The organism is Aeromonas popoffii (genome assembly GCF_000820025.1).
Classification (GTDB): domain Bacteria; phylum Pseudomonadota; class Gammaproteobacteria; order Enterobacterales; family Aeromonadaceae; genus Aeromonas; species Aeromonas popoffii.
Genome location: NZ_CDBI01000072.1, coordinates 1 through 20,091, shown reverse-complemented (window position 1 = coordinate 20,091; position 20,091 = coordinate 1). Strand labels below are relative to the sequence as shown.

Sequence of the window (20,091 nt, the reverse complement as noted above, 5' to 3'; positions counted from 1 at the left end):
GGGGTGGGGGCATGGGGGGCAAAGCCGCCACGGGCATCAGGCAGGCTGTCGGCATAGGGGATATAGGGCTTGATGTCGACGATGGGGGTGCCATCGAGCAGATCGACCGCGCCGAGTTCGAGCCACAGCTTGCCCCGTTCACGGCCGACCCCGTGCAACTCGACCACCGACAGGCCGAGCGGATTGGGGCGAAAGGTGGAGCGGGTGGCAAAGACCCCGACCCGCTCGTTGCCACCCAGACGCGGCGGGCGCACCGTCGGGTGCCAGCCCTGATCCATGGTCTGGTGAAACACGAAGCTGAGCCAGAGGTGAGAGAACTGCTCTATGCCGCGCAGCACGTCCGGCTGATCGTAAGGCGGCAGCAGCTCGAGGCGGGCACGGGCCGACTTGACCAGACCGGGCTGGCGGGGGATGGCGAACTTCTCCTTGTAGGGAGAGCGGATGATCCCGAGGGTGTCGATTTCGAACTTCATGGCGGATCCTGACTGAAAACCCCGGCAATTTAGCACAGGCGACGTCAAAACGCAGGCCCGCCTTGCTGCGCGTCTCCCTTGCCTGATCAGGATCCCGACCTCGCTGCCCCGCGCCCTTTTCCTTGGTCCTGCCGTGATCGCAGTCCCATCCCTGTGCTATCGAGGCTGTCCCCCGCCGCCAACTTGGGTAGGGTGGGGGCACTATGGATACCGGCATGCAAGGCGCGTCATACCCGAGATAGCCAATCGTGCCGGACAGGAGGGACATGGATGAAACTGCTGATCATCGGCGGCACCGGTTTTCTGGGCCGCCACCTCACTTCGCTGGCGCTGGATTGGGGTCACGAGGTGACCCTGTTCAATCGGGGTTCTCGCCAGCACCCGGACTGGCGCGAACTGGTCCAGCTCACCGGTGACAGGGACAAGAGTCTGAACGCCTTGCACGGGGAAGGGCCCGGCTGGGATCTGGTTATCGACACCTGCTGCTATCGGCCCGAGCAGGCGGCCAGCCTCTCGGCTGCTCTGCTCGGACGCTGCGAGCGGCTGATCTTTATCTCCACCATCAGCGTCTATCGCGACTTCGCCCAGCGGGGGATGGATGAGTCGGCGCTGCTGCACGAGATAAGGGCCGGGGAGACGCCCACCGACTATGGCCCCTTGAAAGTGTTGTGCGAGGCCGCGTATCAGGCCCGCTGGGGCGAGCGGCTCTGCATTTTGCGCCCCGGCGTGCTGGGCGGCCCTTTTGATCCCACTGGCCGTTTGACCTGGTGGGTGAAGCGGGTGCAGCAAGGGGGCCCCTGGCTGCTGCCGGGAGAGGGGCAGGATCGATTGCAATACCTGGACGTGCGCGACTGCGCCGAATTTGTGCTGCGCGCCGCCGAGCAGCAACTGGGGGGCATCTTCAACCTGCTCAAACCCGGCATAGCGCTGGCGGACTGGGTAGATCGCATCGCCGCCCGACTCGCGCCCGCCACGGCACCGCAACCTGAGTGGGTGCCCTGGCCCGCGCTGCTGGCGGCCGGTGTCGAGCCCTGGCAGAGCTACCCGGCCCTGTTGCCCAACGCGCAGCCGGAGTATGCCGGTTATGGCCGCATCAGCGCCGAGGCGGCCATAGTACAGGGGCTCAACTTTCGGCCGCTGGAGGAGACGGTGGCCGATCTGGCCCAGTGGCTGGCAGAGAATCGTCAGGCCGTGGTGGCCGGGATGACGGCCGAGCAGGAGCGGGCACTGCAACAAGGGTTGCGGGTGGGCACTCTGCCATAGGGCCCGGCTGCCCCCATCCAGCCTTGATGACCATCATATGAAAGAGGGCGTCCCGTGGGACGCCCTCTTTCATTATGTGGCGGTGCAGGTTAGCGAAGTCTGGCGCCGTAATGGATCAGCAGCTCTTTGAGCAGGGTGCGATGACAGCGCTCGGCCTGCTCACAATAGCAACCCACCGACAGATTGCTGGTGTGGGAGAGGGCCGCCAGCAGCGCCAGATCGTGGCGGGCGCAGGGGCTGGCCATCTCGGCCCTGTACTGTTTGCAGAAGGCGGCCCATTGGGCGGGGGTCTCGGCAGCCTGGCCCAGCTTCATGGTCTCGCTGCTGGGGGCCAGGTTGGGGAACCAGACATCGTACCAATCCTGACTGGCAAATTCGCTCTTGGGCACCCCACGGGGCGGGCGCCGCACTGTGCCTATGCGTAGCCCCTCGTCGGGGAGGCGGGGGCTGCCGAGCCGGACTATGGCCAGTGCCATGGGGTCCTTACTTCTCTTGCGCGACTTTCAGCGCCTGCCCGTAGCAGATCACCTGTTTCAGGCAGCCCGGGGTGTCGTTGAACTCGACGCACTTGTCGAAGGTGACCGCGTTGCCACCCATGTCAGCCACGCGGCGGCGGGCCTGAGTGCGGGCTTCACCTGCATTGGGAATGGGCTGCTTGGCATCGCTCTGGCAGGATTCCCCCTCGACGGTACCGAGGTAGAGGTAGTTGAGATCAGCCAGCTGACTCTGCTCATAGATCTGGATGCCGCCCGGCTTGAAGTACTCGTCGAAATTTTCCTTGTCCAGGTTGCTGCTGAAAGAGAAGTCGGCGCAACCGGAGGCAATCAGGGGCATCATCAGGATAAGGCGTTTCATGTCGGTATCTTGTTGAACTGTGAGGGGGTCATTATAGGGGCCAGTCGTTGCCTGCGACCAGCCCCATTTTTTAACCATGGAGACGGGGTGTGACGGGGATCAGGCCGGTACCAGCCGTTGATGCAGGCGGCGATAGTCGTCATCGGCCAGCAATTCATGGGGTGGGAGGGGCACAGGTGTGCTCTCTTCCCCTTGTTTTCTCTTGCGATCAGGCCGGTACCAGCCGCTGGTGCAGGCGGCGATAGTCGTCACCGGCCAGCAGTTCATGGGGTGGGAGGGGCACAGGTGCACCCTCCTTCCCATTTTTTCTCCTGCGATCAGGCCGGTACCCGCCGCTGGTGCAGGCGGCGGTAGTCGTCAACGGCCAGCAATTCAGGGCGTGGGAGGGCACAGGTGCACCCTCTTCCCCTTGTTTTCTCTTGCGATCAGGCCGGTACCAGTCGTTGATGCAGGCTGCGATAGTAGTCATCGGCCAGCAATTCATGGTGAGGGGCACAGAGGCGGATCTGCCCCTCTTCCATCAGGGCTATCCTGTCCATCTGCTCCAGCCCCAGCAGGCGGTGGGAGATGAGCAGCAAGGAGCGATCTGCCCCCAGTCGGAACAACAAGTCCATGATCTCCCGTTCGGTCTGGCTGTCGAGTCCCTCGGTCGGCTCATCCAGCAGCCAGAGCGGGGCATCGTGCAGCAGGGCGCGGGCGATACCGATGCGGCGTCGCTCGCCACCGGAGAGCGGGCGACCGCCGTCCCCCAGCCAGGCGTTCAGTCCGCTGTCACTGTGGCCGTTGTCATCTTCCAGCAAATTGGCCAGACCAACCTGGGCCAGCACCTCGGTCAACTGCTCATCAGATGCCGTTGGGGCCGCCAGCTTGAGGTTGCCTCGCAGGGTATCGGCGAACAGGTGAACCCGCTGGCTCACCACTGACAGCGAGGCGCGCAACGCCCCTTCGCTGTAGTCGGTGAGTGGTTTGCCATCCAGCACTATCTTGCCCGCCTGCGGGGTCCACTCCCGGGTCAACAGCCCCATCAGGGTGGACTTGCCGCAACCGGTCTGGCCCAGCAGCGCCAGCTTCTCGCCCGCCTGCAATTGCAGTGTGCAACCGCGCAGCACCGGCTGCGGGTTGCCGGGATAGCCGAAATAGAGGTCGCTTATCTGCAAGGTGCCGACGCTGGCGTGTTGCTGCTCGACTCCCCACTCGGGGGCCTTGGCCTCTTGCAGTATCTCGTTGAGACGACGGGCCGAGGTGAGGCTGGTGGAGAGGTGCTGGAAGGCACCCGCCAACGGCAGCAAGGCCTCGAAACTCGCCAGGGTGGCGAATACCATCAGCGCCGTGATGGGGTCGGGTTGCGCCCCCGCCACACCGTGACCGGCCAGCCAGAGCATCAGGGTCAGGGTCCAGCCGCTGAGCAGCTGCACCGAGAAGTTGGCCAGGCCGCTCACTCTGGCCATGCGGGCCTGGGCGGTCAGCAGCGCCTGTTCGGCCTGTTTCAGCTCGGTCAGCGCCTTGGGGGCGGCGGCAAACATCTGCAGCTCGGCCTGACCATCCAGATAGTCCACCATGCGGGTACGCATCACCGATTTTTCGGCGATCAGCCGACGGCCGGGTTGGCGACCGAGGAAGTAGAACACCAGCGGCAGGGCTATCATGCCAAACAGCAGTATGGCTCCCAGGATCAGGGCAAGACGAGCGTCGAAGAAGGAGAGGAAGAACACCAGACCGGCGCAGCTGAGCAGGGCCGCGCCTATGGGGGTGACCAGACGCAGATAGACGTGATCCATGGCGTCTATGTCGGCTACCAGCCGGTTGAGCAGATCCGCCTGGCGAAAGCCGGCCAGGGTGCCGGTGGAGAGTGGCGAGAGTGTTTGCCAGAACCAGACCCGCAACCGGGTCAGCACCCGGAAGGTGGCGTCGTGGCTCACCACCCGCTCACCCCAGCGACCCGCGGTGCGGATGATGGAGAAGAAACGCACGCCGCCAGCAGGGGTCATGTAGTTAAAGGCATGGGTGCTCGCAACAGTCATGCCCGCCACGGCCGCGGCGGAGAGGAACCAGCCGGAGAGCGACAGCAGTCCCATGCCGGCCACCAGGGTCACCAGGGCCAGCAGCAGGCCCAGCGAGAGGCTCAGCCAGTGCTGACGATAGAGGCGCAGAAACGGCAATAGATCAGTCATCGAGAGAATCCCCCGGGTGTTGGGACAAGAGGCGGGCGAACGGGCCCTGCGCTGTGCTCAGTTGCTGGAAGTTGCCTTGCTCCACCAGTTGGCCGCGCGCCAGCACCAGTATCTTGTCCATTTTGGTCAGTTGATCGAGGCGGTGGGTGATCATCAGCAGGGTCTGGCCCGCCATCGCCTGCTCCAGCGTGGTCATGATGGCGCGCTCCGAGTGGCGATCCAGGCTGGCGGTTGGCTCATCCAGTACCATCAGTTGGGTGGATTTGAGCAGGGTGCGGGCCAGCGCGAGGCGCTGGGCCTGACCGACCGAGAGGCCGCCCGCCTGATCGCCGACCGGATAGTCGAGCCCTTTCTCCATGGCAAATTCCCACGCCTGCGCCCGTTTCAGGGCATGTTCCAGCTCGCCGTCGCTGGCCGTTGGCTTGGCCAGCAGCAGGTTGTCGCGCAAGGAGGCATGGAACAGCTGCGGGTTCTGGGAGAGCCAGCCCAGCTGCAGCCGCCACTGGCTCATGTCGAGGCAGGCGAGCTCCTGGCCGTTCACCTTGAGCTCACCACGATAGGGGGCAAAACCGAGCAGGGCATTGACCAGCGAGCTCTTGCCAGCGCCGCTGATACCGATGAGCGCCGTGCGTGAACCCGCTTCCAGGGTGAAGTCGATGGGGCCAACCAGCACCTTGCCTTCGGCACTCAGCACTTCAAGGCCTTTGGCTTCGACCCTGATGGGCGTGTTTGCATGGAAAGGGGTATTACCAGAGGCGGGCTCGCTCACCTCGGCTTCCAGGAATGCCAGCAACTGCTCGGCGGCGCCGATGGCCTGCGCCTTGGCGTGGTAGTGGGCGCCGAGCTCGCGCAGCGGGGCGTAGAACTCGGGGGCGAGGAAGAGCACGAACAGGCCGGTAAACAGGGTGACCTTGGCGCCATAGTGGCCGAAGTTCAGGTGATCTATGTAGGAGAAACCGAAGTAGACCGCCACCAGCGCCACCGAGATGGCGGCGAAGAATTCCAGCACGGCTGTGCTTAAGAAAGCAAGGCGCAGTACCTCCATGGTACGTTCGCGAAAATCTTCCGAGGCGTCGCGAATGGCATCCCCTTCTGCCTGGGTGCGCATGAAGAGCTGCAGGGTGCGAAGACCCTTGAGCCTGTCGAGGAAGTGGCCGGAGAGGCGGGCCAGTGCCTGGAAGTTGCGGCGGTTGGCATCGGCGGCACCCACCCCCACCAGGATCATGAAGAAGGGGATGAGGGGCGCTGTGCCCAGCAGGATCAGGCCCGCCGCCCAGTTGACCGGGAACACGGCCACCAGGATCACCACGGGAATAAAGACGGCAATGGCCATCTGCGGCAGGTAACGGGAGAAGAAATCCTGCATGTTTTCAATCTGTTCCAGCAGCAGGCTGGCCCAGCTGCCGGCCGGGCGTCGCTGGATATAGGCAGGGCCGAGACGGCCGAGGCGGGTGAGCACCAGCTCGCGAATAGCCTGGCGCACTGCGCTGCCCGCCTTGAAGCTGGTCACTTCACGGCCATAGGCCAGCGCCGCTTTGGTCAGGGTCACCAGCAGCAGGGTAATGAAGAGGGGAATGGATTGTTCCGGCGTGGCACCCTCCATGATGAAGCGATGCAACAGGGTCGCCAGCAACCAGGCTTGCGCCACCATCAGTATGCCCTGACCCAGACCAAAGCCTATGGAGAGACCGATCCAGCGTCGGCCGTGGCTCGACTGGTTACGCAACCAGCCATAAAGATGTTTCTGAGTTTTCTTGTCCATTACCACCATCCTCGCGTCGAGTGGCGCAAGACTATCCTCGGCCCCCGGCATTGGCAACCTTGTAAATTCCTGGTGTTGAAAATGTTTGATGGAAAAAACAGCTTGCTGCTCATTAGTTGGTCGAACAGCTTGATTTATGGTAAAAAACAGCACAGTGGTGATTGCGCTCGGCTTCAAAATGCATATAGTAGAGGCCCTGACGCGGGTGTAGTTCAATGGTAGAACGGTAGCTTCCCAAGCTGCATACGTGGGTTCGATTCCCATCACCCGCTCCACATTCTGATACCCGGTAACCAAACCGTCTTGCTATCGCCTCTGTCTGGCGCACTGCTTATCGACGCTTGTTTGATGCCGGTTATCTGTTGCGAGTTTGATGCCAGGCGGGCATCGTATAATGGCTATTACCTCAGCCTTCCAAGCTGATGATGCGGGTTCGATTCCCGCTGCCCGCTCCAGCTTTCATGCAAAAAGCCCACTCCTGCGAGTGGGCTTTTTGTTTTGCGCTTGCGCCGGAAGAGGGTAAACGGCAGGCAGAGAAAAGGCGCCGATGGCGCCTTTTGAACCAAATTAAATGGGATGGAACGGGCTTATTCCTGTTCCAGCTCACCACAGAAGCGGTAGCCTTCGCCATGGATGGTGGCGATGATCTCCGGGGTGTCGTTGACGCTTTCGAAGTGTTTGCGAATACGGCGAATGGTGACATCCACGGTACGGTCATGAGGTTTGAGCTCACGGCCTGTCATCTTCTTGAGCAGCTCGGCACGGGTCTGGATCTGGCCCGGGTTTTCGCAGAAGTGCAGCATGGCACGAAATTCAGAACGCGGCAGTTTGAACATGTCGCCAGCCGGGCTGACCAGTGCGCGGCTGTTGATGTCCAGTGCCCAGCCGTTGAACAGGTAACGTTCAACCAGCTTCTTCTCTTCGCCACCGGCGACCACATTCATGGTGCGGCTCAGCAGGTTGCGGGCTCGAATAGTCAGTTCACGGGGGTTGAACGGCTTGGTGATGTAATCATCGGCACCGATTTCCAGACCCAGGATCTTGTCCACTTCATTGTCACGACCGGTCAGGAACATCAGGGCTATGTTGTCATCTTCACGCAGCTCGCGTGCCAGCAGCAGGCCATTCTTGCCCGGCAGGTTGATGTCCATGATCACCAGATTGATGGTGTGGGCGGTCAGGGCTTGATGCATCTCGTCGCCATTGTTGGCTTCGAGCACAACGTAGCCTTCGGCCTCGAAGATGCTTTTCAGGGTATTGCGGGTGACCAGTTCGTCTTCGACGATCAGAATGTGTGGTGTTTGCATGAGTATTCCCAGATTCTTATCAGTTAGTTATCTTAATTTTAACACTCTTTGGCGTTACCCGACCGGTCCTGAAAATTTATTACGTCATCCTGGGTATGAATGTCAGGTCGGATTATCGCGAATTTGGCATCAGCGTCGGCAAACATCCCTGTGCCACACATAGGCTCTCAACAAGTCTGATCGAGAGAAGCCTGGAAAGGTAGTCCATTACAAAAGTGGCTGCATTTTATCAGTTAACAGGCGCATAACAACACTCTTTGCCGTCAGATAGCAACTTTTTAACTCTGGTTTGATATAGGTCAAGCACAGAGTTCACAGCATGATACTTGGGGTTGCCCCCATTTTCGCCCTGATAAAATGTAATGGAATGTAACATGTGGTTGACATGAATTTGTGGGAAAACTACAGAAAAATTTGTTTTATTGCACCCTTTTCTGCACCGCAATGGCCCGCTTACGCCATAGTGACAGCCTGGAATCCGGCCAGTCGCGAGGTGGGAATTCGTCGTAATATCCGGCGCCAGCGGGCCCTCTGGCGGGTGATCGCGGCGTCTCCCTACATGATGGCCATGGGGCCTTGCTGGGGGAGCTCGCCTGATGAAAGTTGGCGTGAATCGTCGCTGTTGCTGGCTTCCTCTCGTGGTGAGTCCATCGCTCTGGCGGCCCGTTTCGGTCAGAACGCCCTCTATTGGGTGGAGCAGGGGGAGCTCTGGTTGCTGCCGGTATTGATGAAAGGCATACCGCTTCATATGGGTAAAATTGAATCCCACTGGATTGTCAGAGCTTCGGGCTGGTGAAATAATGAGCCAAATCATGTCCATGGAAGGAAGCTTATGATGCTGGATCTACTGCCCGACCTCTGCGATCAACACGGCGCAGCCCTGCAAGTGGCCGATCCGCTGTTCCACAACTTTGGTGGCAAGCCGCTGTTTTATGGCCAGGCGGTCACTCTCTCCTGCTATGAAGACAACAGTCTGGTGCGGGAGCTGGTCACTCGACCCGGCCAGGGGCGGGTGATGGTGATCGATGGCGGTGGTTCCTTGCGTCGCGCTCTGCTCGGTGATCAGCTGGCTCTCAAGGCGGCTGAGCAGGGATGGGAGGGGATCCTGATCCACGGCGCTGTGCGCGATGTGGGCACACTGGCGACGCTGGCTCTGGGGGTCAAGGCGCTGGCGGCCTGCCCGGTCAAGACCGAGAAGCGGGGTCAGGGTGAGCTGGATGCCGTGGTGTCGTTTGCCGGGGTAACCATACATCCGGGTGACTACGTCTATGCCGACCTCAACGGCGTAGTCGTGAGCGCTACCCGGCTCATCTGAGCGGTCAGAAGTTGAAGCCGACGCCTATGCTGAGGGATTGTTCTGTGCTGAAGGCGCTGACGCCGTAGTTTGCCTTGATGGCGAACTGCGGGGTGAGCAGCAGGCTGGTATTGAGTTCCAGTAGTGTGCTGGCCTTGTCCACTTCCAGCTGCTTGAGCTGGCTGCCGATATTCAGCGAGGGGGAGAACTGGTAACGCACCCCTGAGCTGATATTGAAGCCCGTCTGCTCGTTGTGGGGATCCATAGCAGGGCCCGCCTCCATGTAGAGGCTGACATCGTCCCGAACCGAGTACTGATAGCCGGTGTTGATGAGCCAGAGGTCGAAATGGTCGCTGTGATGAGACTGGCTGCCGAGCAGCGCGCCGGAATAGCTTTTCACGTAGAGCTGGCTGTTTTCCTCGCTATTGAGAAAGTCCCAGTCGGCGGCTTGGGCACAGAGGCTGAGGCATGAAGCGAATGCGATGATGAGTGGTTTGACCATTCTTTTCCCCTCCCTGGGTCCGGAACTGGAATACAAGCATGGCACATGCCAGCTGCTAGTAAAGGCAACCCAGATCACAATAAAACAGTTTTAATCTGCCGCCATCTCATGATAAACAGGCCACCATCATCACTTTCCTTCCCCTATTTCGCTGACATCAAGAGGTGACTCCATGAACAAGAAACTGACCCTGCTGGCCGCACTGGCACTGGGGGGCTGCGCCATGGCAACTGGTTCCAATCTGGCTCAACTGCAAGCATCCACCTGGCAGTTGCAGGGGGCGAGCGACGATACCTTCACCCTGCAGATCGCGGGTGACAAGGTGGCGGGCAAGGGCGGCTGCAACCGCTATTTTGGCGGTATCACCCAGCAGGGTGACGGCGTATTGACGCTGGGGGCCATGGGCTCGACCCGCATGATGTGCATGGGCGATCTGGCCGACAAGGAGATGCTCTATCTGCAGAAACTGGAGAAGGTGGCAACCTTCAAAATCAGCGGCCAACAGCTGGTTCTGAGTGATGCCAACAAGGTGGCGCTGCTCACCTTCGATGCCATGCCTGCTGCCAAGTAACGGATATGCCAGTCAGAGGCTGTCGTAGCGTGAGCAGACAGCCGCGATCAGAAAGGGACGCCGTGGCGTCCCTTTCTCAATGCCGTTTTGCGGCTTGTGCCGGCCAGGTTGCAAGATGCATTGCATCCGAGTCACCGGCAAGGCGCCGCGAGCTTATCCTCATCCCCCCCGCTGGAACTTGAAGCGCTTCTTGCGCCGATAGGGATAGACATCCTCGAACACCCCCACCTTGATGTTGCTCTGCAGCATCTTCCAGTAGTTGGCGTCGAACATCTCTTTGTGCAGCTGCATCATGATCTCCCGCACCTGGGGTTTTTGCAGCAGGAAGGTGGCGAACTCCTCGGGGAAGATGTCGTTGGGGGCCACCGAATACCAGGGCTCGGCGCTCCATTCATCCTCGGGGTAGCGCGGCGGCGGGATCTGGCGGAAGTTGCACTCCGTCATGTAGCAGATCTCGTCGTAGTCGTAGAAGACCACCCGGCCGTGACGGGTGACGCCGAAGTTCTTGAACAGCATGTCGCCGGGGAAGATGTTGGCCGCAGCCAGCTGCTTGATGGCGTTGCCGTACTCCTCCAGCGCGAGCCGGGTCTGCTGTTCGTCCGCCTTGTCCAGATAGAGGTTGAGGGGGATCATCTTGCGCTCGGTGTAGAGGTGTGTGAGCACCAGCTTGTCGCCTGTGATGGTGAGCGCCGACGGCGCCACCGTCTTGAGTTCGGCAAGGAGTTCGGGCGAGATGCGATCCAGCGGAAACTCGAAGTTGGTGAACTCCTGGGTATCGGCCATGCGGCCAACCCGATCGTGCTGTTTAACCAGCCGGTACTTTGCCTTCACCTGCTCGTGGCTCACATCCTTGGGGGGAGTGAACTCGTCTTTGATCACCTTGAACACCACATCGTAGGAGGGGAGGGTAAACACGCTCATCACCATCCCCTTGATGCCGGGGGCGATGATGAACTGATCCCGGCTCTGGGCCAGATGGTGGCGGTAGTGGCGATAGAGCTCGGTCTTGCCGTGCTTCTGGCAGCCGATGGCGTTGTAGATCTCGTAATCGGGCTTGTGGGGCATTATCTGGCGCAGAAACACCACAAACAGCGCCGGCTCAGGGGCGTAGACCATGAAGTAGGCGCGGGCGAAACCAAACACGATGGAGGCCAGCTCCGGCTCGAAGATGACGGTATCCACATAGATGCTCTGGCCGGTACTGAGCAGGGGCAGGATAAAGGGGAAGACCTGCCCCTTCACCCGAATAAGCCCCACCAGATAGGCGCCCTTGTTGCGGTAGAACACCTCTTTCAACAGTTCGATGGCAAACGGCTCATCATGGAGAATTTGTGGCCCGTTCTCCGCAAGATGGCGGTGGATGTCGATAATATCCCGCTGCTTGTCCTCGTAGGGCAGGGTGAAGCTGTAATCCCCGAGCAGCTGGCTCAGGGCCTGCGGCAGGTGGGTCAGATCGGTGCGATAGACCCGCAGCAGGGCGCTCAAGTCAGGATGATCCCCCCGGCTGCGAAATGGATGGATATAGAGGTTCTCGTCGCGGATATTGCGATGGCGGAAGATGCGGCGATAGACGGAGTTGAAGAAGGACTCCGCTACCTCGAAGTTGTCACAACGGGGCAGCAGATCGCTGAAGGCGCCTTTTACCCGCTTGAGCAGCTCCTGAGTGGCGTGGTGTTCCCCCATCATCTGCTTGATCAGGGCCGTGGTGGCGCCGACGTGGTGATCATAGAGGCGAATACGCTCCCGTCCTGCGAGCTGCACCCCCAGCCAGTCACTGTTCTCGAAGCGGCTCTTGCTGCCCTGGGTTATCTCGAGAAACCGGCTGTAAAACGACTCGAAGCGTTGCAAGATCGTCTCGGCGACGGCCTGTTCCAATGGCTGCTGCATCTCTCTCTTCCTTGTGATCTGTCGGGCCGATAGCGCGAAGGATTGCGTGTAATTTGGTCACACGTCAGGCCACTATGGCAACATTCAAACGTCTGTTCAAGTGGCATTTTTCGGGGATAAAAGGTAGATTGCGCCCCTGTTTTGGCGATGGTTTGGCGACTGTTTGCCGTCTGTTTAAGAGGCCCTCTGGCCTGTGAGGAAACCCGATGAAGCTCTATTTTGTCCTGGTGGCACCTGCCCGTCCTGCGAATGTGGGGGCGGCTGCCCGCGCCATGAAAACCATGGGATTCGATGCCATGCGACTGGTGGCCAGCCGGGTACATGAAGAGGAGGAGGCGAGCTGGGTGGCCCACGGCGCGCAGGAGATCCTGACCCAGGCCGAGGCGTTCGACACCTTGCCCGAGGCGCTGGCCGACATGGATCTGGTGATCGCCACCACTGCCCGTGAGCGCGGTCGCTACCAGCACTACCTCACGCCGGGGGAGATCCGCGAGCAGATCCGCGCCAAGCCATCGCTTGGTAAGGTCGCCATCGTCTTTGGCTGCGAGGAGTCGGGCCTCTCCAACGAACAGCTGGCCGAGGTCGATCTCATCAGCTATCTGCCGCTCAAGGTGAGCTACCCGTCGCTGAATCTGGGGCAGGCGATCATGCTGTATGCCTACGAGATGAGCCAGTTGCTGGATGAGCCGCAGGCCGTAGCAGAAAATTTTGATAACGTTGGGCAGGTTCGGGTACTGAAAAGCAAAACAGCAGAATTGCTTGGTGAACTCGGGGTTTCGCAGGATGAAAAACTGCATCAATGGGTGATGGACCGGGTGCCCATGCTGCCGCAGCGGGATTTGAACATGCTCCACCTGCTCTGCAAAGACCTTGCGCGCAAACTTGGCAAAGAGGTTTAAGTTGACAGCCCAAGGCCAGCCGCGGTATTGCTAAAAGCCAGCTTCGTTCAAGAGTGTTCGTCATGCAGTTATTCACCAACGTCATCACCACCACCATTATTACCGGTACCACCACAGGTGGCACTGGGGCCGGTTGATGCGCTGACGAACAAGCACAGAAATCAAAAAAGGCCCGTACCCACCCAGTACGGGCCTTTTTGTTGGATTGGTTTTTAGATTATATTTCATAGAGTTACAGGGAGAGAAAGCGATGAGAGTGTTGAAGTTTGGCGGGTCTTCATTGGCCGATGCGATGCGTTTTTTACGGGTGGCCGATATCGCGGTCAACACCCACGGTCAATCTCAGGTAGCCCTGGTGCTGTCTGCTCCTGCCAAGGTGACCAATCATCTGGTGGCGCTGGTGGAACAAACCAGCCGCGGCATGGATGCCAGTTCTACTCTGTTTGAAATCAACGGTATCTTCTCCCGCCTGCTGGCCGGGTTAAAGGCGGCTTATCCGGCGCTGGATGACAAGGCGCTGCTGGCCCGTCTCACCAACGAGCTGGATCAGGTCGAGCGGCTGATGCAGGGTATTCGTCTGCTGGGGCTCTGCCCGGACAACGTGCAGGCGCGCATTCTGAGCCGTGGCGAAAACCTCTCCATCGCCTTTATGCACGAGTTGCTGCGGGTGCGCGGTCTGGACGTGGATCTGATCGTGCCGGAAGAGCTGCTGGCCACCGACGGCGGCTATCTGGAAGCCCACGTCGATATCGAGGCCTCCCGGGTGCGCTTTGCCGCCAAGGGGCTCCGTAACGATTGCCTCTATCTGATGCCGGGCTTTACCGGCGGCAGCGACAAGGGCGAGACCGTGCTGCTGGGTCGCAACGGCTCTGACTACTCCGCCGCCGTGCTGGCTGCCTGTGTCGATGCCGAGTGTTGCGAGATCTGGACTGACGTCGAGGGCTGTTACAGCTGCGACCCCCGTCTGGTGCCGGATGCCTACCTGCTGAAAACCCTCTCCTACAAGGAGGCGATGGAGCTCTCCTACTTCGGCGCCAAGGTGCTGCACCCGAAAACCATCGCGCCGGTGGCCCAGTTCCATATTCCCTGCCTCATCAAGAACAGCTTCAACCCGCAAGGGCCGGGCACCCTGATCGGTCCCGAGAGCGGCGACGATGACCTGAAAGTGAAGGCCATCTCCGACTTGTCCGGCATGTGCATGTTCAACGTCTCCGGCCCCGGCATGAAGGGGATGGTCGGCATGGCCGGTCGCATCTTCTCCGCCGTCTCCCGCGCCGGGGTCAGTATCGTGCTGATCACCCAGTCATCCTCAGAGTACAGCGTCAGCTTCTGTATCCACAGCTACGACAGTGAAAAGACCCGCAAGGTGCTGGAGCGCGAGTTCGAGCTCGAATTCAAAAACCAGCTGCTGGAGCCGCTGGATATCATCAGCGATCTGGCGATCATCTCCCTCATCGGTGACGGTATGCGCACCAGCAAAGGGATGGCAGCCCGCTTCTTCACCTCGCTGGCGCAAGCCTCCATCAATATCGTCGCCATCGCGCAAGGGTCGAGCGAGCGCTCCATCTCGGCGGTGGTGCGGGATCGCAAGGTGGCGGAAGCCATCAAGGCGTGTCACCAGAACTTCTTTGGCAGCCAGCAGTTTATCGATCTCTTTGTGGTCGGGGTCGGCGGCGTCGGCGCGGCGCTGGTGGATCAGATCGCCCGCCAGCAACCGGTACTGGCCGAGCAGGGCACTGGTCTGCGGGTGGTGGGCATTGCCAACAGTCGCCAGATGGCTGTCAACAAGGATGGCCTGAACCTCGCCAACTGGCGCGAACAGCTGGTGGAAGCACGCGACAGCTTCTCGCTGGAAGGGGTGAAAAAGCTGGTGGAAGATAGCCATATCATCAACCCGGTGATCGTTGACTGCACTTCCTCCGAGGCAGTTGCCGTCCAGTATGCCGACTTCCTGGCCGCCGGTTTCCACGTGGTGACCCCGAACAAGAAGGCCAACACCGGCTCGCTCGATTACTACAAGGCGCTGCGCCGCACCGCCCGCCAGACTCGCCGCAAGTTCCTCTATGAAACCAACGTCGGCGCGGGCCTGCCGGTTATCGAGAACCTGCAAAACCTCATCAAGGCCGGTGACAAGCTGCGCGCCTTCGACGGCATCCTGTCGGGTTCGCTCTCCTTTATCTTCGGCAAGCTGGATGAAGGGATGGCCTTCTCAGAAGCGACCCAAATCGCCCGCAGCAACGGCTTTACCGAGCCGGATCCCCGCGACGATCTCAACGGCATGGATGTGGCGCGCAAGCTGCTCATTCTGGCTCGCGAGGCCGGCATGGCGCTGGAACTCTCCGATGTCGAGGTCGAGCAGGCGCTGCCACCCGGCTTTGATGTGAGCGGCGATGTAGAAGCCTTTATGGCCCGTTTGCCGGAAGCGGACGGCTGGTTCCGCGATCAGTTCGTCGCGGCCCAGCGTGAAGGCAAGGTACTGCGCTATGTGGGGTCGATTGAAGGTGGCAAGTGCAAGGTGGCCATCAAGGCGGTCGGTGGCGATGAGCCGCTGTTCAAGGTCAAGGATGGGGAGAACGCGCTCGCCTTCTTCTCCACCTACTACCAGCCGATCCCGCTGGTGCTGCGTGGCTATGGCGCCGGTACCGAAGTGACAGCCGCTGGCGTCTTTGCTGACGTGCTGCGCACCCAGAACTGGAAGCAGGAGTTGTAAGCATGAGTTCAGACATGTACCAGGGCGGCAGCGTAGTTGCCTACGCTCCCGCCTCCAGCGCCAACCTGAGCGTGGGATTCGATGTACTGGGGGCGGCGCTCGCCCCCGTGGATGGCTCTCTGCTCGGCGATCGGGTGCAGGTGAAAGCGGCTGACGTAGCGTTTGCGCTCTCATCCGTGGGCCGCTATGCCCACAAGCTGCCGGATGATCCGAAAAAGAATATCCTCTTCGACTGCTGGGTCGCCTATGGCGAGGCGCTGGAAAAGCGCGGCCTGACACTGAAGCCGCTCGAAATGGTGCTGGAGAAGAACCTGCCGGTGGGCTCGGGTCTGGGGTCGAGTGCTTGTAGCGTGGTGGCGGCCCTTGAAGGGCTCAACGCCTTCCACGGCGCGCCGCTCAATGAGCACGACATGCTGCTGCTGATGGGGGAGATGGAAGGCAAGATCTCCGGCTCCGTCCACTACGACAACGTGGCCCCCTGCTATCTCGGCGGCATGCAGCTGGTGCTGGAAGAGCACGGCGTCATCAGTCAGGGCATTCCGGTGTTTGACGAGTGGTACTGGGTGGTCTGCTACCCGGGCACAGTGGTCTCCACCGCCGCCGCCCGCGCCATCCTGCCTGCCCAGTATCGCCGTCAGGATTGCCTCACCTACGGTCGTCGCTTGGCTGCCTTTGTTCACGCCAGCTACACCGGGCAAGAAGGGTTGGCCGCCAGCGTATTGAAAGACGTGATTGCCGAACCCTACCGCGCGGCGCTGATCGAAGGCTTTAACGAGGTGCGGGCTCAGGCGGCCCAGAACGGGGCGCTGGCCACCGGCATCTCCGGCTCCGGTCCCACCGTGTTTGTGGTGATGAAGGATCTGGCCCAGGCCGAGCGGATGAAGGATTGGATGGAAGCACATTTCGTGCAGAACGAAGATGGATTTGCCCGGGTCTGCAAACTGGACATGGCCGGGGCACGGGTAACAGGAAGCGAGCTATGAATCTTTACAATATCAAGGACAACAGCGAACAGGTGAGCTTCGCGCAGGCGGTGCGTCAGGGTCTGGGTCGCGAACAGGGGCTCTTCTTCCCCGACGTGATTGCGCCGCTGGCCGATGTCGATGCCCTGCTGGCGCTGCCGCTGGCCGAACGCTCTGCCCGCATCATCAGCCACCTGCTGGGGGACGAAGTGCCTGCTGCGAAGGTGAGCGAGTTGATTAACGCCGCTTTCACCTTCCCGGCGCCGCTGGTCAAATTGAAAGATGGCACCTATGCCCTTGAGCTGTTCCACGGCCCGACCCTGGCATTCAAGGATTTCGGTGGCCGCTTTATGGCCCAGTGCCTCGCGGCCTTTAGAACTAACGACAAGATCACCATTCTCACAGCCACCTCCGGTGACACTGGCGCCGCCGTGGCCCACGCCTTCTACGGGCTGGAGGGGATCGAAGTGGTGATCCTCTACCCGAAGGGCAAGATCAGCCCCTTGCAGGAGAAGCTCTTCTGCACCCTCGGCGGCAATATCCGCACCATCGCCATCGACGGCGACTTCGATGCCTGTCAGGCGCTGGTGAAAGATGCCTTCGACGACGAGGCGCTGAAAAAGGCGATTGGCCTCAACTCCGCCAACTCCATCAATATCAGCCGCTTGCTGGCGCAGGTTTGCTACTACTTCGAAGCGGTGGCCCAGCTGCCCAAAGCCGACCGCGCCAAGGCGGTTATCAGCGTGCCGTCCGGCAACTTTGGCAACCTCACCGCGGGTCTCATCGCCAAGGCGCTGGGGCTGCCGGTGAAGCGCTTTATCGCCGCCACCAACGCCAACGACACTGTGCCGCGCTACCTCAAAACCGGCCAGTGGGAGCCGCACCAGACAGTGGCAACCCTGTCGAATGCCATGGATGTGAGCCGCCCCAACAACTGGCCTAGGGTAGAAGAGCTCTGCCGCCGTGAAGGCTGGGCGCTGGAGACCTTGGGCTCTGGCATGCGTGACGACGCCCAGACCCGCGCTGCGCTCAAACGCCTGCATCAGCTGGATTACCTGTGCGAACCCCACGGCGCCATTGCCTGGGATCTGCTGGGGGAACAGCTGACCGAGGACGAAGTAGGGGTGTTCCTCTGCACAGCCCATCCCGCCAAGTTCAAGGAGTCGGTAGACGAGATCCTGAATCTGAATGTGCCGCTGCCCGGCCCGCTTGCCAAGCACGCCGAGCTGCCACTGCTCTCTGTTAATTTGCCTGCGGAGTTTGCCCGGTTAAGAGCGTTTTTGGTGGGCTAAACCGTAGAGCTGAGATAACCGATAGAAATAAAAATCCCCCGTTACCGGGGGATTTTTATTTTATGCCTTGTGAAAGGTGACCCAAGTTAGAGCAGCTGCTTGATTAGTCTGTACAGTAAAGGTGAATTTAATATGTGTTGTCACGTCGCTATGCTGCCGCGACTAACTCATCTAACAAGGCATTAGCTTTATCTTCTACTTCGTCTAGATAACTCTCCCCGAATGACAGCGTCATGGAATACCCTATGCCAGCTGATATTATTTGTCCTATAATTGGTATGTATTTACTTATATTCTTAACTGCGACTTTAGCCCCCATGCGCTTCAAAATTAAAATTATTCCTTCAGTGGCCGCATACTTCGCTATTAATTTTAATATGCCTTGTTTTAATCCTGCGTATTCGGGTGTGCCGATGATACCTGGAGTAGTTTTTTCTATGTATGCCAATTGCTCTTCTGTTAGACCATAAATTTTATTTATTTGACTGACCATATTTATTAATACTCCGGCATCTACCGAAACATCCAAGCCAGGGATTGGATTTAAACCATTGGCTGCGGATGCGACTGCAGACCATCCAACAATTTTTTCAGCTACGGTTCTTTTTTTATCGATAGCTTTTTTTGACCAAGCTGCCATACCGGCTATAAACTTATCCTGTTTTATACCATACTGAGAGCTGGCTATGTCCTCGAGTAAACTAGGAAAATCCCATTTTGTTGGATGTCGAGTGGATGTTAGATAAATTTTCTTTGAGGAAGGAATGCCAGATTTTATATTGTTTCTAATTTTAATTAAGGTTTCTTCTTCACTTAGATTGTTGTCATGGTTTTCATCTTGTATAGCGATATCAATTTTATTGCGAACAATAAAGCAAGGTTTATTACGCACTGTCGACATTTCTTTATATAAAAAAAGATCAGACTCATAGAGTCTGTTATTTGTAACAATGATAAAACAGTCGTATGACTCAAGCCTGAGATCGCGAATGTAAGTGCTTTGTGGCCAACGTTCAGTGCCACAGCCTGGTAGGTCGACAAACTCAATTCCAGAATGGTAGAAGGATTGGGCCTCCATTGTTTGTTCAGTTGAACCTACTGGGGCTATTTTTTCGCCCGCAATAGAGTTTATTAGTGATGACTTACCAGATCCACTCATTCCAATTATTCCGCACTTTACCTCAACTTTATTATATTCTTCTTGTTTCTTCTTTGCTTCGTTGATTAATGTCTCAAGGCTATCGCTGTTCATAAAACATCTCTATTCGTAAATATATTAGGCATGTTGTTTTTTAGATCGGGATTAATAAAGTTAGTGCTTTTATCATTTATCAAAGCCGACTTTACAGTTCCTGTGTGCGATTGCAGCAGCCCATCGCAGCTATAGGCACCGGATGGCTATGATAAGCCAATCGAATCTGGTCGTGCCAGTCAAAAAGTGACGTAACTATCAGAAAAATCGCCTTTTTTGCATCTGCTCAACAAATCGCACTGACCGCAGGCAGGATTCCCATGGCCCTTGATTTTATTGGGGTTGGCGGGCGTGGCGGGAAAGTAGGGGGCAGGCTTGTTGTTGGAGAAAGCTTTGTGGAGACAATCCCGCTCCGGCAATCGGCGCTATAGTGCGGGCGATGGTTGCTCTGGGCTCAGTCTCCCAAGCTGGCGAGACGGGGGATCTGCGGCAACAATCAGCTGTTGCAATCACAGCTATTTGCAACACATCGTCATGCAAATATGACCATGCAAACACATCACCAGATTGAGAGGAGATCACCCATGAATCCCGTATGTTGGGCTAACCCTCGTAGGTTGGTGCTGAACGAAGTGAAGCCCAACGTTTACCGTGAAGCTAATTTTTTTTGGTTGTTTATTTTGAATGGTCAAAATTCATCTTGTTTTGGAGATCATATCTCCCGTTTGTTGGGCTTCGCTGCGCTCAGCGCCAACCTACAACACATCCCAAGCCGATTATTCCCGACCCGAGTCACTATCAATGGCCCAATCTGGCCCTATCCAGCCTGCGGCGATATGGCGATGGATGGAGGATCACGTATGTTGGGCTAATCATCGTAGGTTGGTGCTGAACGAAGTCAGGGCGAGAGCGTGAACATTTTGTTAATTTCCACCCAATTTGTTGAGGCCA

At 58.7% G+C, this 20,091-nt stretch carries 19 protein-coding genes and 2 tRNA genes; 11 read left to right on the top strand and 10 right to left on the bottom strand.

What is annotated here, in order from left to right; translation table 11 throughout:
- Positions 1–473: tRNA (N6-threonylcarbamoyladenosine(37)-N6)-methyltransferase TrmO (gene tsaA / locus BN1129_RS15265; RefSeq protein WP_042037597.1), on the bottom strand; the 473-nt coding region annotated here is incomplete at its 3' end.
- A gap of 270 nt (positions 474–743) precedes the next feature.
- Here tsaA and BN1129_RS15260 point away from each other — a divergent pair.
- A complete protein-coding gene (locus BN1129_RS15260) occupies positions 744–1,736 on the top strand; it encodes an NAD-dependent epimerase/dehydratase family protein (protein WP_042037596.1) in 993 nt (330 codons plus the stop codon).
- An 89-nt stretch (positions 1,737–1,825) separates the two neighbouring features.
- Here BN1129_RS15260 and BN1129_RS15255 read toward each other — a convergent pair whose 3' ends face one another.
- The 5 genes from BN1129_RS15255 to cydD form a co-directional block, all read right to left on the bottom strand.
- The gene (locus tag BN1129_RS15255) at positions 1,826–2,212 is read right to left on the bottom strand and encodes a DUF488 domain-containing protein (protein WP_042037595.1); all 387 of its coding nucleotides are present in this window, start codon (positions 2,210–2,212) and stop codon (positions 1,826–1,828) included.
- 7 nt (positions 2,213–2,219) lie between these two features.
- The gene (gene rcsF / locus BN1129_RS15250; protein ID WP_042037593.1) at positions 2,220–2,591 is read right to left on the bottom strand and encodes an Rcs stress response system protein RcsF; all 372 of its coding nucleotides are present in this window, start codon (positions 2,589–2,591) and stop codon (positions 2,220–2,222) included.
- A gap of 99 nt (positions 2,592–2,690) precedes the next feature.
- Positions 2,691–2,894, bottom strand: coding sequence for a hypothetical protein (locus BN1129_RS23515; RefSeq protein ID WP_157013426.1), 204 nt, complete (start codon positions 2,892–2,894; stop codon positions 2,691–2,693).
- 122 nt (positions 2,895–3,016) lie between these two features.
- Positions 3,017–4,762 carry a heme ABC transporter ATP-binding protein/permease CydC gene (gene cydC / locus BN1129_RS15245; RefSeq protein ID WP_042037592.1) on the bottom strand — a complete coding sequence of 582 codons (1,746 nt, stop codon included), beginning with the start codon at positions 4,760–4,762 and terminating at the stop codon, positions 3,017–3,019.
- A complete protein-coding gene (gene cydD, locus BN1129_RS15240) occupies positions 4,755–6,524 on the bottom strand; it encodes a heme ABC transporter permease/ATP-binding protein CydD (protein ID WP_042037591.1) in 1,770 nt (589 codons plus the stop codon). Before cydD ends, cydC begins: the two co-directional genes overlap by 8 nt.
- Positions 6,525–6,725: 201 nt before the next feature.
- On the opposite strand from cydD, the gene BN1129_RS15235 reads away from it, so the two are divergent.
- Together BN1129_RS15235 and BN1129_RS15230 are read left to right on the top strand one after the other, a co-directional pair.
- A tRNA-Gly gene (locus BN1129_RS15235) sits at positions 6,726–6,799 on the top strand.
- A gap of 105 nt (positions 6,800–6,904) precedes the next feature.
- Positions 6,905–6,979: transfer RNA gene (locus tag BN1129_RS15230), tRNA-Gly, on the top strand.
- A gap of 132 nt (positions 6,980–7,111) precedes the next feature.
- On the opposite strand, the gene arcA is transcribed toward BN1129_RS15230, so the two are convergent.
- Entirely contained in the window at positions 7,112–7,831 is a 720-nt protein-coding gene (gene arcA, locus BN1129_RS15225) for a two-component system response regulator ArcA (RefSeq protein WP_042037588.1), read from the bottom strand.
- Positions 7,832–8,207: 376 nt separating this feature from the next.
- On the opposite strand from arcA, the gene BN1129_RS15220 reads away from it, so the two are divergent.
- On the top strand, positions 8,208–8,627 hold the full coding sequence (locus BN1129_RS15220) for a DUF3293 domain-containing protein (protein WP_042037587.1): 420 nt from the start codon (positions 8,208–8,210) through the stop codon (positions 8,625–8,627).
- Positions 8,628–8,666: 39 nt separating this feature from the next.
- Entirely contained in the window at positions 8,667–9,146 is a 480-nt protein-coding gene (locus tag BN1129_RS15215; RefSeq protein WP_042037598.1) for a putative 4-hydroxy-4-methyl-2-oxoglutarate aldolase, read from the top strand.
- A gap of 4 nt (positions 9,147–9,150) precedes the next feature.
- Here BN1129_RS15215 and BN1129_RS15210 read toward each other — a convergent pair whose 3' ends face one another.
- Positions 9,151–9,627 carry a hypothetical protein gene (locus BN1129_RS15210; protein ID WP_042037586.1) on the bottom strand — a complete coding sequence of 159 codons (477 nt, stop codon included), beginning with the start codon at positions 9,625–9,627 and terminating at the stop codon, positions 9,151–9,153.
- Positions 9,628–9,799: 172 nt separating this feature from the next.
- On the opposite strand from BN1129_RS15210, the gene BN1129_RS15205 reads away from it, so the two are divergent.
- The gene (locus BN1129_RS15205) at positions 9,800–10,198 is read left to right on the top strand and encodes an META domain-containing protein (RefSeq protein WP_042037585.1); all 399 of its coding nucleotides are present in this window, start codon (positions 9,800–9,802) and stop codon (positions 10,196–10,198) included.
- A 159-nt stretch (positions 10,199–10,357) separates the two neighbouring features.
- Here the strand turns inward: BN1129_RS15205 and aceK are convergent, their stop codons facing one another.
- Positions 10,358–12,085: a bifunctional isocitrate dehydrogenase kinase/phosphatase gene (gene aceK, locus BN1129_RS15200; RefSeq protein ID WP_042037583.1), complete on the bottom strand. Its 1,728-nt coding sequence runs from the start codon at positions 12,083–12,085 to the stop codon at positions 10,358–10,360.
- A gap of 206 nt (positions 12,086–12,291) precedes the next feature.
- Here aceK and BN1129_RS15195 point away from each other — a divergent pair, with 206 nt between their 5' ends.
- The 4 genes from BN1129_RS15195 to thrC all read left to right on the top strand — a co-directional run bounded on the left by BN1129_RS15195 (position 12,292) and on the right by thrC (position 17,948).
- Positions 12,292–12,984, top strand: a complete 693-nt coding sequence (locus BN1129_RS15195; RefSeq protein ID WP_042037582.1) for a tRNA/rRNA methyltransferase — start codon at positions 12,292–12,294, stop codon at positions 12,982–12,984.
- 250 nt (positions 12,985–13,234) lie between these two features.
- A complete protein-coding gene (gene thrA / locus BN1129_RS15190) occupies positions 13,235–15,694 on the top strand; it encodes a bifunctional aspartate kinase/homoserine dehydrogenase I (RefSeq protein ID WP_042037581.1) in 2,460 nt (819 codons plus the stop codon).
- Positions 15,695–15,696: 2 nt separating this feature from the next.
- Positions 15,697–16,677 (top strand): homoserine kinase, encoded by a 981-nt coding sequence (thrB, locus tag BN1129_RS15185; protein WP_042037580.1) that lies wholly within the window; start codon positions 15,697–15,699, stop codon positions 16,675–16,677.
- Positions 16,674–17,948 (top strand): threonine synthase, encoded by a 1,275-nt coding sequence (gene thrC / locus BN1129_RS15180; RefSeq protein WP_042037579.1) that lies wholly within the window; start codon positions 16,674–16,676, stop codon positions 17,946–17,948. Before thrB ends, thrC begins: the two co-directional genes overlap by 4 nt.
- 148 nt (positions 17,949–18,096) lie before the next feature.
- Here thrC and BN1129_RS15175 read toward each other — a convergent pair whose 3' ends face one another.
- Positions 18,097–19,200 (bottom strand): GTP-binding protein, encoded by a 1,104-nt coding sequence (locus BN1129_RS15175; RefSeq protein ID WP_042037577.1) that lies wholly within the window; start codon positions 19,198–19,200, stop codon positions 18,097–18,099.
- A gap of 524 nt (positions 19,201–19,724) precedes the next feature.
- On the opposite strand from BN1129_RS15175, the gene BN1129_RS24010 reads away from it, so the two are divergent.
- Positions 19,725–20,012 (top strand): hypothetical protein, encoded by a 288-nt coding sequence (locus BN1129_RS24010; RefSeq protein ID WP_209418519.1) that lies wholly within the window; start codon positions 19,725–19,727, stop codon positions 20,010–20,012.
- The last annotated feature ends 79 nt before the right edge of the window (positions 20,013–20,091 follow it).

Coding starts and splice junctions, on each gene's coding strand:
- BN1129_RS15260 (WP_042037596.1), top strand. CDS start 744: ATGAAACTGCTGATCATCGGCGGCACCGGTTTTCTGGGCCGCCACCTC.
- BN1129_RS15255 (WP_042037595.1), bottom strand. CDS start 2,212: ATGGCACTGGCCATAGTCCGGCTCGGCAGCCCCCGCCTCCCCGACGAG.
- rcsF (WP_042037593.1), bottom strand. CDS start 2,591: ATGAAACGCCTTATCCTGATGATGCCCCTGATTGCCTCCGGTTGCGCC.
- BN1129_RS23515 (WP_157013426.1), bottom strand. CDS start 2,894: ATGGGAAGGAGGGTGCACCTGTGCCCCTCCCACCCCATGAACTGCTGG.
- cydC (WP_042037592.1), bottom strand. CDS start 4,762: ATGACTGATCTATTGCCGTTTCTGCGCCTCTATCGTCAGCACTGGCTG.
- cydD (WP_042037591.1), bottom strand. CDS start 6,524: ATGGACAAGAAAACTCAGAAACATCTTTATGGCTGGTTGCGTAACCAG.
- arcA (WP_042037588.1), bottom strand. CDS start 7,831: ATGCAAACACCACACATTCTGATCGTCGAAGACGAACTGGTCACCCGC.
- BN1129_RS15215 (WP_042037598.1), top strand. CDS start 8,667: ATGCTGGATCTACTGCCCGACCTCTGCGATCAACACGGCGCAGCCCTG.
- BN1129_RS15210 (WP_042037586.1), bottom strand. CDS start 9,627: ATGGTCAAACCACTCATCATCGCATTCGCTTCATGCCTCAGCCTCTGT.
- BN1129_RS15205 (WP_042037585.1), top strand. CDS start 9,800: ATGAACAAGAAACTGACCCTGCTGGCCGCACTGGCACTGGGGGGCTGC.
- aceK (WP_042037583.1), bottom strand. CDS start 12,085: ATGCAGCAGCCATTGGAACAGGCCGTCGCCGAGACGATCTTGCAACGC.
- BN1129_RS15195 (WP_042037582.1), top strand. CDS start 12,292: ATGAAGCTCTATTTTGTCCTGGTGGCACCTGCCCGTCCTGCGAATGTG.
- thrA (WP_042037581.1), top strand. CDS start 13,235: ATGAGAGTGTTGAAGTTTGGCGGGTCTTCATTGGCCGATGCGATGCGT.
- thrB (WP_042037580.1), top strand. CDS start 15,697: ATGAGTTCAGACATGTACCAGGGCGGCAGCGTAGTTGCCTACGCTCCC.
- thrC (WP_042037579.1), top strand. CDS start 16,674: ATGAATCTTTACAATATCAAGGACAACAGCGAACAGGTGAGCTTCGCG.
- BN1129_RS15175 (WP_042037577.1), bottom strand. CDS start 19,200: ATGAACAGCGATAGCCTTGAGACATTAATCAACGAAGCAAAGAAGAAA.
- BN1129_RS24010 (WP_209418519.1), top strand. CDS start 19,725: ATGAATCCCGTATGTTGGGCTAACCCTCGTAGGTTGGTGCTGAACGAA.